Origin of the sequence: Aquibacillus rhizosphaerae (assembly GCF_030282825.1) — a bacterium.
Lineage (GTDB): Bacteria > Bacillota > Bacilli > Bacillales > Amphibacillaceae > Aquibacillus_C > Aquibacillus_C rhizosphaerae.
On the sequence record NZ_JASTZU010000036.1, the window covers coordinates 62,332 to 75,890 of the forward strand.

10 protein-coding genes and 1 pseudogene are annotated in these 13,559 nt (G+C 36.0%); 9 read left to right on the top strand and 2 right to left on the bottom strand.

Annotated features, from left to right (window positions below):
- Positions 1-28 precede the first annotated feature (28 nt).
- The gene (locus QQS35_RS10930) at positions 29-388 is read right to left on the bottom strand and encodes a Lin0512 family protein (protein ID WP_285932129.1); all 360 of its coding nucleotides are present in this window, start codon (positions 386-388) and stop codon (positions 29-31) included.
- 96 nt (positions 389-484) lie between these two features.
- Entirely contained in the window at positions 485-847 is a 363-nt protein-coding gene (locus tag QQS35_RS10935) for a Lin0512 family protein (RefSeq protein WP_285932131.1), read from the bottom strand.
- 154 nt (positions 848-1,001) lie between these two features.
- Between QQS35_RS10935 and rlmH the strand changes: the two genes are divergently transcribed.
- The 9 genes and pseudogenes from rlmH to QQS35_RS10980 all read left to right on the top strand — a co-directional run bounded on the left by rlmH (position 1,002) and on the right by QQS35_RS10980 (position 13,543).
- Entirely contained in the window at positions 1,002-1,481 is a 480-nt protein-coding gene (gene rlmH, locus QQS35_RS10940; RefSeq protein WP_285932133.1) for a 23S rRNA (pseudouridine(1915)-N(3))-methyltransferase RlmH, read from the top strand.
- 176 nt (positions 1,482-1,657) lie between these two features.
- Positions 1,658-2,416, top strand: coding sequence for a MurR/RpiR family transcriptional regulator (locus QQS35_RS10945; protein WP_285932135.1), 759 nt, complete (start codon positions 1,658-1,660; stop codon positions 2,414-2,416).
- Between the two features lie 92 nt (positions 2,417-2,508).
- Positions 2,509-3,960 carry a glycoside hydrolase family 1 protein gene (locus QQS35_RS10950; protein ID WP_407933958.1) on the top strand — a complete coding sequence of 484 codons (1,452 nt, stop codon included), beginning with the start codon at positions 2,509-2,511 and terminating at the stop codon, positions 3,958-3,960.
- A 48-nt stretch (positions 3,961-4,008) separates the two neighbouring features.
- Positions 4,009-4,857 (top strand): Cof-type HAD-IIB family hydrolase, encoded by an 849-nt coding sequence (locus tag QQS35_RS10955; RefSeq protein WP_285932137.1) that lies wholly within the window; start codon positions 4,009-4,011, stop codon positions 4,855-4,857.
- Positions 4,858-5,194: 337 nt separating this feature from the next.
- A pseudogene (locus QQS35_RS10960) lies at positions 5,195-6,628 on the top strand (PTS transporter subunit EIIC); the annotation flags it as partial.
- Between the two features lie 220 nt (positions 6,629-6,848).
- On the top strand, positions 6,849-8,774 hold the full coding sequence (locus tag QQS35_RS10965; protein WP_285932259.1) for a beta-glucoside-specific PTS transporter subunit IIABC: 1,926 nt from the start codon (positions 6,849-6,851) through the stop codon (positions 8,772-8,774).
- A 71-nt stretch (positions 8,775-8,845) separates the two neighbouring features.
- Positions 8,846-10,294, top strand: coding sequence for a 6-phospho-beta-glucosidase (locus QQS35_RS10970; RefSeq protein ID WP_285932138.1), 1,449 nt, complete (start codon positions 8,846-8,848; stop codon positions 10,292-10,294).
- A 356-nt stretch (positions 10,295-10,650) separates the two neighbouring features.
- Positions 10,651-11,508 (top strand): BglG family transcription antiterminator LicT, encoded by an 858-nt coding sequence (licT, locus tag QQS35_RS10975; RefSeq protein WP_285932139.1) that lies wholly within the window; start codon positions 10,651-10,653, stop codon positions 11,506-11,508.
- A gap of 184 nt (positions 11,509-11,692) precedes the next feature.
- The gene (locus tag QQS35_RS10980; RefSeq protein WP_285932140.1) at positions 11,693-13,543 is read left to right on the top strand and encodes a beta-glucoside-specific PTS transporter subunit IIABC; all 1,851 of its coding nucleotides are present in this window, start codon (positions 11,693-11,695) and stop codon (positions 13,541-13,543) included.
- Positions 13,544-13,559 lie beyond the last annotated feature (16 nt).

Below are 13,559 nucleotides of genomic sequence, written 5' to 3' on the forward strand. Positions count from 1 at the left end.
GGGGAGGCCTTCCTCAATTGCTTTTCCGTTAATAGCCTACTTCAACAGAAGCTATAACAATATACATTAAATCATTTTTATCTTGTTTATCTTCTAGTACAATTCCGCTTGTTGTAGCCATACCGCCGTCAACGACTTCTACTGTAACTGTTCCATAAGGAATTTCTTTCTTAATCAAATTATGGTCCAATTGTTCCTTATCAACAGGAACTGCAAGTTTAACGTTAACATGCATCTCGTCTAACGATTGATTAGGTAAATAATCCTTAATGCCAGGCATTGAATTAAAGTGTATGGCATTCTCTACTGCACGTACTGCAGCCTTAGTAATGTTTTGACCATGAACATCAATTCCCATTCCAGTTTCAATGAAAATTACCTTTTTCATATAAATGACTCCTTCTCTTTTACATTCTTATAGTTCTTAATTTAAGAGTAGGTTATAACCGTTTAGAAATCAATTATCATGGTTAATTAAAACGAATTAATTAGATCCAACTTCTACAGCAGCATTGACGATATACATTAAATCGTTATCGTCATTTTCATCCTCTAAAATAACTCCACTTGAGGTAGCCATACCACCATCAGTTACATCTACAGTAACTGAGCCATAAGGAATCACATTTTTAATTTCTTCTACATCTACCTTTTCACGATCTAACGGTACAGCGACTCTAACGAATACTTCCATATTATCAACTGAATTATTAGGCAATGCCTTTTCTATGCCAGGCATTGAATTGGAAAGAATAGCATTTTCTACTGCTCTAACAGAAGCCTTCGTAATATCTTGTCCGTGCGTATCAATACCGGTTCCTGTCTGTACAAATAATGTTTGATTCATTCCTATCGCTCCCTTTCATAAGTTATTTATATCCTTGTTATAAGTACGCTTCCCGACTTGAAGAAGTATCAAACACTTCTTCCGCTATAATTAGGTATTTAATGCCTTGATTTGATAAACTAAACATAAATGTTAAGTGAGAAAGGATTTAATAATGAAAATTACAATTATTGCTGTAGGGAAATTAAAAGAAAAGTATTTAAAACTAGGTATTCAAGAATATAGTAAAAGGCTGGGTGCTTATGCAACGCTAGATATGATAGAGGTTCCTGATGAAAAAGCTCCGGAGAATATGAGTGAAGCGGAAATGGTTGAGGTGAAGCGAAAAGAAGGGGAAAAGATTCTAGCGAAAATCGGAGCGGATTCTTTCGTTATTTCCCTGGAAATAAACGGCGACATGCTTACTTCAGAGGATTTTGCCAAGAAATTAGACAATTTAGCGACACATGGAAAAAGTAAAATTACTCTTGTAATAGGAGGTTCACTCGGACTTAGTCAAGAAGTACAGAAGCGAAGTGACTATGCTTTATCATTTTCTAAGATGACTTTTCCACATCAGTTAATGCGATTGATTTTAGTGGAACAGATCTATCGCGCGTTTCGGATTAACCGGGGGGAACCGTATCATAAGTGATGGTAAACAGGATAATAGAACTTTCTGTTGCAATAAAACAAATACGTATTAACAAGAAATCGAAAAAGTTAATTTGAGGATTAATAGACGTTAGAAGTGCGATTGGAAGTTCTGTAATTAGAATAACAATTGTTACACGTAAGTAAAATAATAAGCAAGTGTCTGAGGTGGGGCAATTGGAACAACTAATTTATACTCTCTTAGCGTACATAAATAACTCCCTTGATAAGGATATTAACTATTCTATAGCAACTAGTTTACTGACGCATAATGATAAAATAGAGGGGTTTTCACTCGAAGCGGCTGCGGAAGTGTGTAATGTAGCACCTTCAACAATCAATCGTTTTTGTAAAAGAATTGGATTCAAAAATTTTTCGCATCTAAGAAATAGTGCTGCTATTCAGGCTGGTGCATCTTCAAATAAAGATTATGAAAAGTTTTTGCATACAGAAAGTTTTGAACTGAAGTTAAAAGAGAATGTGAAGATGATTGATAATATCAAGGTGGATCAGATGCACAGGATTGTTGAAAAGATTCATAACTCGAGAAAAATCGTGATTTTAGGCTTTGAAAAAAATCAAGTGCAAGCGATGGAATTGCAAAAGCAATTATTCCTTCTAGGGAAACTTTGCGAATGCAGCACGAATCTTTTTAAACAAGTCGATGCTTTGTCTGTATTAACAGAGGAAGATATGATAATCACCATTTCTATTCAAGGAAATATCTTAACAAAGGAATTTTCCATCATTGATAAAATCAAATCGGCAAAAGGTAAGAAATTACTTATTACTTTTTCAGATAACATCCAACAGGTAGAAGTATTTGATGAAGTTTTACAGTGTGGGAAAATTGAACATAGTGCTATTAGTTCCTATACGTTATTACGTTTGTTTGATGTGCTGGTTCGTCGGTATCAAAAGCAGTACATATCTTGAAAACTGGTCTCAATGAGACCAGTTTTTTTAAATTTATATGTGTATTATAAACAATAGATACGAAACAAAACATAAACCAGGAGGTAATATGTATGTCACAAAAACGTTTTCCAGAAGATTTCTTATGGGGTGGCGCAACAGCTGCTAATCAGGTAGAAGGTGCTTATAACGAAGGTGGTAAAGGATTATCCATATTTGATATGGTTCAGTTTGTGCCGAAAGAAGAGCGTGGTAATGATATTGAGATGGACGTTAAAAGTAAAGAAGAACTAGAAGCGTTGTTGGCAGGTAAAGAGGGAGATAATTTTCCAAAACGTCGTGGGATTGATTTTTATCATCGCTATCAGGAAGACATTGCGCTTTTTGCAGAAATGGGCTTTAAGACATTTCGTATGTCGATTTCTTGGCCACGTATTTTCCCTAACGGTGATGAAAGTCAGCCAAATGAAGAAGGTTTAGCATTCTATGACAAAGTTTTTGACGAGCTGTTGAAATATGGAATAGAACCATTAGTAACCTTGTCTCATTATGAAATTCCACTGAACCTAGTTCAAAAATACAATGGCTGGGCAGATCGTAGCTTAGTTGATTTGTTTGTTAACTATGCGGAAACAGTGTTTACCCGTTATAAAGACAAAGTGAAATATTGGTTAACATTTAACGAGATTAATATATCTGTATTCTCGCCATACATTGGAAGTGGAATTTTAATCGACGAAGTAGAGAACAAAGAGCAAGCGGTATATCAAGCACTTCATCATCAATTTATTGCAAGTGCTAGAGCTGTAAAAGCATGTCATGAGATTATTCCTAACGCGAAGATTGGCTGTATGTTAGCGCGTATGGAAGTTTATCCAGAAACGTGTAACCCAGATGATGTCTTAGTAGCCTTAGACGAAGATCAGAAGAATCTATTCTTTACGGATGTACAAGTACGCGGTTACTATCCTAGCTTTATGCTTAGTTATTTTGAAGAAAAAAATATTAAACTGAATATGCTGCCTGGTGATGAAGAAATACTATTAAATCATACAGTAGACTTTCTATCGTTCAGTTACTATATGTCAATGGTTGCTACTGCCAATGATAAGGAAAAAGAATTAGGAAACTTCTTCACAGGTGTGAAAAATCCTTACTTGAAAGCATCTGATTGGGGATGGCAAATTGATCCTAAGGGACTTCGTATCACATTGAAGAAAATGTATGATCGTTATCAAGTACCTTTATTTATCGTGGAAAATGGTTTAGGTGCCTACGATAAAATGGAAGAAGACGGTATGATCAATGATGATTATCGGATTGATTATCTTAAAGCACATATCGAACAAATGGGTGAGGCAATTAAAGAGGGTGTGGATCTAATCGGTTACACTAGCTGGGGCTGTATAGACCTTATTTCTGCTGGTACCTCTGAAATGTCCAAGCGATATGGATTTATCTATGTAGACCAAGATGATTATGGTAACGGAACGCTAGCAAGAAAGAAGAAAAAATCGTTTAACTGGTATAAAAACGTGATTGCAACGAATGGGGAAGAACTATAATTTTGAGAGATTGGAAAAGAAATTGTAATTAATATGGATGGTGTATATATGAAAAAGGTTATTTTTTTAGATATTGATGGAACCTTGGTCAATGATAATGGAGTGATTCCAGAATCAGCAAAGCTTGCGATACAGAAAGCTAGGGAAAATGGCCATCTTACTTTTATTTGCACTGGTCGATCTAAAGCAGAACTTTTTCCAGAGATATTAGAAATTGGGTTTGACGGAATTATAGGTGCTGCTGGAGGTTACATCGAAGTAGGTGGAGAAGTAATTTTGCATGAACGAGTAAAGACAGAGGATGTACAACATCTTGTGAAGTTTTTCGATCGACATGGTATTGATTTTTATCTAGAATCTAACGGAGGGTTGTTTGCTAGTAAAAGCTGCAAAAGTCATGTTCAATCAATTATAGAACGATTAATACTTGGAAATCCCGAAGCTAAAGAGGAAGTAGAGAAAGGAATCCAACCTTTTCATGATGCTTTAATTGAAGGGGAAGATTTAATCCGAGAGGACATTAACAAAATATCATTCTTAGGATCCGATCTTTCTATTGAACAGATAAGTGATGAATTCTCATCTAAATTTACAATCATTCCAAGTACAGTACCTATATTTGGAAAAAACAGTGGAGAACTTTCTGTACCTGGTATCCATAAAGCAACAGCCATTGAAAAGCTACTTAAGTATTTAAAGCTAGATAAAAAGAATACCTTTGGATATGGTGATGGTTTGAATGATATTGAGATGATTGAATATGTTCAACATGGAATAGCGATGGGGAATGCAAAAGAAGCGGTGAAAGAGGTAGCTAATGATATTACAGATACACACAATGAGGATGGTATCTATAATAGCTTTAGAAAATATGGTTTGATACAAAGCAAAATGTAGCATGTTAAATGAGACTTGCAGACAGTGTTCCAACGTTACATAACGTGGAGCACTGTTTTTACATAAGAGGAGGTGTGTGAAAAACGACTTTGCTATCAAGATAGAAGGTGGTGTATGTATGGGGGAAATAAAATTATATCTCCGGATTTATTTTCCAATAATTATTTTTTGAAAACATATTGCAAGCGGTTTCACTAGGTGATATAATCAAGCTATCAGAAAGGAATGTTACCAATCTGGGCATAACCTGAGCTGATATGAACGCGCTATTTTTGCGCATTCATATCAGTTCAGGTTTTTTGTTTTTAAAAACTAAATAGGAAAGTAGGGATTATCCATGAAATATGGACAATTAGCTAAAGACATCATTAAAAATGTCGGCGGAAAAGAGAACGTTATCAGTGTTGTTCATTGTATTACTCGATTGCGCTTTAAGCTAAAAGATGAAAGCAAAGCACAAACAGAAGTGTTAAAGAACATGGATGGAGTTGTAACAGTAATGAAAAGTGGTGGACAATATCAAGTAGTTATTGGAAACCATGTATCAGATGTATTTAAAGCAGTTGTAGAAATTGGTGGGTTTGGTTCTTTGGATGCGGAAGCAGTAGAGGAGAAATCAGATCAAAATCTATTCAACAGATTTATAGATATCATTGCAAGTATTTTTACTCCTGTATTAGGTGTGTTGGCTGCTACAGGAATGATTAAAGGGTTTAACGCATTATTCTTATCATTAGGTTGGTTAACTGCAGATTCAGGAACATACCAAATTTTAAATGCAGTAGGGGATTCTTTATTCTATTTCTTCCCAATCTTCCTGGGTTACACAGCAATTAAGAAATTTGGTGGTACACCGTTTATTGGTATGGCAATTGGTGCCGCATTAGTCTATCCTAACATTGTTGCCTTATCTTCAGGAGAAGCTTTATATACATTGTTTGCAGGCACGATGTTTGAATCACCAGTCTATATAGAGTTTCTAGGAATTCCAGTTATTTTGATGACGTACTCATCATCAGTTATTCCGATTATCATAGCGGCATTTTTTGCAGCAAAAGTTGAGAATTTCTTTAAGCGTGTGATTCCAGATGTTGTAAAAACATTTTTGGTACCGTTTGCAACTTTGTTAGTAATTGTCCCATTAACCTATATCCTCATTGGTCCAATCGCAACTTGGGCGGGAAACTTAGTAGGTATGGGAACAAATCTTGCGTTTAATTTAAGTCCAGTAGTTGCTGGTATTATCTTAGGTGCTTTCTGGCAAGTATTTGTTATCTTTGGTTTACATTGGGGTCTTATACCGCTTGCAATAAACAATTTAACAACACAAGGATTTGACCCGATTTTATCAATGGTATTCGCTGCATCATTTGCACAAACAGGAGCTGTCTTGGGAGTATGGTTGCGAACAAAAGATCAAAAAATCAAATCGCTTAGTATCCCAGCATTCATCTCAGGTATCTTTGGTGTAACAGAGCCAGCAATTTACGGTATTACATTACCGAAAAAGAAACCATTTATTATGAGCTGTATCGCGGCAGGTATTGGTGGCGCAATCCTAGGGCTTGTAGGAACGAAAACATATATGATTGGTGGTTTAGGAATTTTCGGTCTTCCATCTATGATTAGTCCAGAAGGAATGGATGCAGGATTCTTCGGCATGTTAATTGCTGTCGCTGTAGCATTTGTATTAGGATTTGTCTTAACTTATCTATTTGGTATGACGAAAGAAAAGTCTGACGATGCAACTGGCGGAAACAAAAATCAAATGAAAAAAGCATCATGAAAAAGTTTTTAAAAGGTACTTGAAAACGTTTTATTAACATGCTATACTCTGATTAAATTTAATATAACATTTAGGAATGTTACCAATTATGGGCATAACCTGAATGGATAGGAGCACACTATGTGTGACTTCTATCCATTCAGGTTTTTTTATTTCCTAAAACAAATTCCTAAACATAAAATCACAAAGAAAGAGGGCATACATGATGAAATACGAACAATTGGCCAAAGACATTATTAAAAATGTCGGGGGAAAAGAAAACGTTAACAGTGTTGTTCATTGTATTACGCGCTTACGTTTTAAATTAAAAGATGAAAGTAAAGCAAATACAGAAGTGTTGAAAAACATGGATGGTGTTGTCACGGTAATGAAAAGTGGTGGCCAATACCAAGTAGTTATTGGTAACCATGTAGCAGATGTTTATAAAGACGTAGTGGAGGTTGGTGGATTCCAAAATGCTTCTAGCGATGAAGCGGAAGAGGAATCATCAGACCAAAATCTATTTAATAGGTTTATTGATATCATTGCCAGTATATTTACTCCTGTATTAGGTGTTCTTGCTGCTACAGGTATGATTAAAGGTTTTAACGCATTATTCTTATCATTAGGTTGGTTAACAGAGGCATCAGGAACATATCAGATTCTAAATGCAGTAGGGGACGCATTATTTTACTACTTCCCAGTATTCTTAGGGTACACAGCAATTAAAAAGTTTGGTGGGTCACCGTTTATCGGGATGGCGATTGGTGCAGCATTAGTTTATCCGAACATTGTTGGCTTATCTGCAGGAGAAGCTTTATATACATTGTTTGCAGGTACGATGTTTGAATCACCAGTTTATATTGAGTTCTTGGGAATTCCAGTTATTTTAATGACATATTCATCTTCTGTAATTCCTATTATTCTTGCCGCATTCTTTGCAGCTAAAGTTGAAGGGTTCTTTAAAAGGGCAATTCCAGATGTAGTAAAAACATTTTTAGTTCCTTTTGCAACATTATTAGTAGTTGTGCCATTAACATTTATTATCATTGGACCTATAGCAACATGGGCTGGTGGTCTTGCAGGTTTGGCAACAAATGCAGCATTTAACTTAAGTCCAGTAATCGCAGGTATCTTTGTCGGTGCCCTATGGCAAGTGTTCGTTATCTTCGGTTTACATTGGGGACTTGTACCACTTGCAATCAATAATATAGGTACACAAGGGTTTGACCCAATTCTAGCAATGATGTTTGCTGCATCATTCGCACAAACAGGTGCAGTCTTAGGTGTTTGGTTGAAAACAAGAGAGCAAAAACTTAAAACTCTTAGTATCCCGGCCTTTATATCTGGTATTTTTGGTGTAACAGAACCAGCTATTTATGGTGTTACACTTCCTAAGAAAAAGCCATTTATCATTAGCTGTATTGCATCTGCAGTCGGTGGTGCCATCTTAGGTTTGGCTGGAACAAAGATGTACATTATTGGTGGTTTAGGTATATTCGGTATTCCATCTTTCATCGGTCCTGAGGGTATGGACGCTGGATTCTACGGAATGCTTATCGCACTTGCAGTATCATTCGTTTTAGGTTTCGTTTTAACTTACCTATTTGGTTTAAAAAGAGAAGAGGAAGCTGCTACTCCAGCCGTTGCACCTCAAAATGCTGAAGATAATGTAGAAGTTAAAAATGTAGAAGTGCAAACAGAAGAAATTTTATCTCCACTTACAGGAGAAGTGAAAGCATTGGCAGACATTAAAGATGAAACATTTGCATCTGGTATGTTAGGAAAAGGTGTCGCAATTGAACCAACTGAAGGTAAGGTCGTTGCTCCGGCATCTGGTACAATATCTGCATTATTCCCAACGAAACATGCGATTGGTATTAAAACTGACCACGGTGCAGAACTATTAATCCATATTGGTATGGACACTGTGAACTTAGAAGGAAAATACTTTACTGCTCACGTTTCCCAAGGTGATCGTATCGATGTAGGTCAATTACTTGTAGAATTTGATGCAGAAAAAATTAAAGAAGCAGGATATATTTTATCAACTCCGGTTATCGTAACAAACCATGATAACTATGGATCGGTATTATCTACTAAAGAAAAAGAAATAAAAGCGAATGATGTTTTAATCACATTAGATAAATAGAAATTAGTTTACACAGAAAGGAAAGCAAGTCTTTCCTTTCTGTTATTTGATATTTTAGAAAGGGTGGTTTCATGTCATACAACAAAACGGTTTTCCCAGAAGATTTTCTCTGGGGTGGTGCCATTGCGGCTAACCAAGTAGAAGGAGCCTATCTAGAAGGTGGGAAAGGCTTAACAACGGTCGATTTGTTACCGACTGGCAAAGAACGATTTCCTATTATGTTAGGAAACATTGATACCTTTAAGCCAAAAGAAGGTGTATATTATCCATCGCATCAAGCCATTGATTTCTACCATAATTATAAGGAAGATATTGCACTATTTGCAGAAATGGGTTTTAAGAGCTTTCGTCTTTCGATTGCATGGTCTAGAATTTTTCCGACAGGTGAAGAAGAAACACCGAATGAAGAAGGCTTACAGTTTTATGACGATGTTTTTGATGAACTATTAAAATACGGTATTGAACCAGTTGTTACTACTTGCCATTTTGATGTACCTGTCCATTTGGTAGAGAAGTATGGTAGCTGGAAAAGTAGAACAATGGTTGAATTATATGAAAAATACACGCGAACTATTTTTGAACGTTATAAAAATAAAGTGAAATATTGGATGACGTTTAATGAAATTAATATGCTCCTACACCTGCCATTCATAGGAGCAGGAATTACTTTCAATGAGGGCGAAGATAAAAATCAAGTCCTTTATCAAGCAGCACACCACCAATTAGTGGGAAGTGCATTAGCCGTTAAAGCCTGTCATGAAATTATCCCAGATGCCAAAATAGGTTGTATGCTAGCAGCGGGTATGACATATCCATACTCTTGTAACCCAGAGGATGTGTGGGCGGCCATGGATAAAGATAGAGAATCGTTCTTCTTCATTGATGTGCAATCCAGAGGAGAATACCCTGGCTATGCAAAACGCTTTTTTGAAGACCACAACCTCAATATAAAAATGGAACTTGGTGATGAACAAATCCTGAAAGATAACACCGTTGATTATATTGGCTTTAGCTACTATGCTAGTCGTTGTACAAGTACAGATCCGGAAGTGCTAGAGAATCAAACAGATGGAAATGTATTTGCTTCTGTTAGCAATCCATACTTAAAAGCATCTGAGTGGGGCTGGACAATTGATCCAAAAGGTCTTCGTATTACCGCGAACCAATTACATGACCGCTATCAAAAGCCATTATTTATTGTGGAAAACGGTTTAGGTGCTGTGGACGTTGTAAAAGAAGATGGTTCGATAGAAGATGATTATCGAATCGATTACCTCAAGCAGCACTTTATAGAGATGGCTGAGGCAATAAAAGATGGTGTTAACATTATTGGCTATACAAGCTGGGGGCCAATAGATATTGTCAGTGCAAGCACTGGTGAAATGAAAAAGCGCTATGGTTATATTTATGTTGACCGTGATAACGAAGGAAACGGGACACTAAAAAGATTGAAAAAGAAAAGTTTTGATTGGTACAAGCAAGTCATTCAAACAAATGGCCTAAATATTTTAGAAAAGTAACGAACGAAAAGCCTCCAAAATTGGGGGCTTTTTATATATGTGATAACGTGTATATGGTGTATAATTTAAAGCAACAATGTAGTATGATATAATAGCCTTTGCGTTAAGGTAATAAGTTATTGACATTCATTTATTAGAATGTTATAAAAGTATAAAGAGGTAACCGTTTACATATTTTTAAAAAATGGATTGTTACTGTTCGGCAGGCAAAACCTAAATTTGTAGAAGAATATTCGATATTCTTTCTACTTATTTGGGTTTTTTTATTTTTAATAAACTAATACTATATAATATGAGTGCTCGGATAATGCCAAGTGTTTCTAAAAAGTATAAATTTTTAAACAAGGGCTGATTAAATGGAAATTAAAAAAGTATTTAATAATAATGTAGTCTTAACTGAAAATGACCAACAACAGGAAATGGTAGTAATGGGGAAGGGTTTGGCTTTTCAAAAGAAAGCAGGACAGCCGATTGATTTAGATAAGGTCGAGAAAAAGTTTGTGCTGGAGGATCAAGGGTTGTCAGATAAATTAGCTGATTTACTTGTAGAAACCCCGGAAGAGTACTTAGAACTTGCATATCGTATCTTGGATTATGCAAAGTCCCAGTTATCCTATAAAATTGACGAATACCTTTACGTCGCTTTAACCGACCACCTCCATTTTGCAGTTAGTAGACAGAAAGAGGGAATCGAGCTTAAGAATCCACTGGTTTGGGAAATTAGAAAATACTATAAAGAGGAATTTAGAGTTGCCTTAAAAGCCCTTGATATTATCGAAGAGGAGACAGGGGTACGGTTTCCTGAGGATGAAGCGGGGTTAATTGCCCTTCACCTATTAAACAGTCAGCTAACTGGTGAAAATATGGATGCTGCAGTCCAAGTAACTAAAATGGTCAATAATATTTTAAATATAGTCAAATATCATTTCGATATGAATCTTGATGAGAACTCTATTAATTATGAGCGGTTTCTAACCCATCTGCGTTTCTTTGCTATGCGTTTTGTACGTAAAGAAAAAGAACAGGAAAGTAATACAGATGAATTTTTATTTGAACAAGTTAAAAAGAAGTATGAGCAAGCTTACCTGTGTAGCGAAAAAATTGCGAAGTATATAGCAAAGAAGTATAAATGGACTATTTCAAACGATGAAAAGATTTATTTAACCTTGCATATTCACCGAGTAACAAACCGTCAAGAGTGGAATAATAAATGATTTATTAAACGAGTCTCCATAAACTAAATTGGCTTTTGTTGTTAAGTATATTTTAAGGATAAAGTCCTTGGTAATACTTAGGCAAAGTCAGTTTAGTTTTTTGAATTTTAGCCTTTGCTGATATGGAGTGTGAATTGATTAATTATTACCCAAAATAAAATTAATGAAAAAAGGAGGGATGGAAATGGACCATGCCCGGTTGGCTAAAGACATAGTAAAGTATGTAGGTGGAGAAGAAAATATCATTTCAATTGGTCACTGTACAACTAGATTAAGATTCAAACTAAAAAGTATCGATTTGGTAGATAAAATAATAATTAGTAAATTACCTGGTGTTATAAAAGTGATGTATATAGCGGGCCAATTCCAGATTGTCATAGGAACAGAAGTCAATGATATTTATTACGCAATAATAAAGATGACTCAACTTGAAGGAACTAAAAACAAGGAAAGTAGAAAAGAAGATGAATCATTATTAAATAAAGCAATCGATGTCATTTCAGGTATTTTTACGCCATTGTTAGGTACGTTGGCTGGTGCAGGTATTTTAAAAGGACTCTTAATAGTTGCTGTATCACTAGGCATGTTAACTGAGGCAGATGGAACGTATATTATTTGGCATGCTGCTGCAGATAGTCTATTTTACTTTTTGCCCGTTCATCTTGCCTTCACGGCTGCAAAGAAATTTGGTGCTGATCCTCATGTGGCAGTTGCTATTGCAGGAGCACTTTTCTATCCAGATTTAATGGATGCGTATAATCAAGAATCCGCTCTTTCCTTCTTGGGTATTCCAGTTGTGTTAATGAGGTATGCCACTTCGGTTATCCCTATTATTATTGCAATTTACGTTATGGCTAAAATAGAAACTGTGTTAAATAAAGTCTATCCAAAGACAATAAAGAAATTTTTTACGCCACTTAGTCTACTAGCAATTATGGTCCCACTGACTTTATTGATATTTGGACCAATCGGAAACGCAGCTAGTGAGTGGCTAGCTATTATATATTCTTATGCTTATGATACGAGTGCCTTGGTTGCTGGAGCATTATTAGGAGCATCCTGGCAAATATTAGTTATATTTGGTATACATTGGGGTTTAGTTCCGATTGCATTAAATAATTTAAGTCAATTTGGACAGGACTCCTTCACTGCGATGATTACTCCTGCTATCTTTGCCCAAGCAGGTGCAGCTTTAGGTGTTTGGTTTAAAACCAAACAAAGAAAGGTGAAGGCCATTGCAGCTCCTGCAGCTATCGCTGGATTATTCGGCGTGACAGAACCAGCTATCTATGGGATTACCTTGCGTTTTAAAAAGCCATTTATCATAGGGTGTATCGCAGGAACAATAGGTGGCGCCATTGTAGGGGTATCAGGTGCATCATCTAAATCTGTGGGTTTACCAGGATTAACTACATTACCTATTTTCTTTGGTGATGGGTTTGTATTGTTCATTATCGGCATTGTCGTTGCCTTTTTATTTGCATTGATTGCCACTTACTTGTTTGGTTTGGAAGAGAATACAGAAAATGAAATGGTCGCTGAATTGGAGGACCAATCACAAGAACAAAATAAGCAGGTGGATGCCTCCATCGTCCATAGCCCGTTAACTGGTCCTGTTTTAAGGCTAGAAGATGTAAACGATGATGTTTTTTCTTCAGAGGCGATTGGACCAGGTATGGCTATTATTCCAATTGAAGGGAATATGCATGCACCATTTTCAGGTTCCGTTACATCAGTATTTCCAAGCAATCATGGTATTGGCCTAACTTCAGATTCTGGTATTAAGGTTCTTATTCATATTGGAATTGATACAGTTCAATTAGAAGGTAAGTATTTTAATATAAAGGTAAAGCACGGAGACAAAGTAGAACAAGGACAATTACTTGGGACCTTTGATATAGAGGCGATTACGAAGGAAGGTTTTGATATCACTTCTCCGGTTGTTATTACAAACTCTCATGAATACCTGGATGTGGTATGCAGTGATGAGGAAAATACTAAGGCTGGTGACCGTTTGCTGACAATCGTAAAATAAGCAAATAATTATTCGT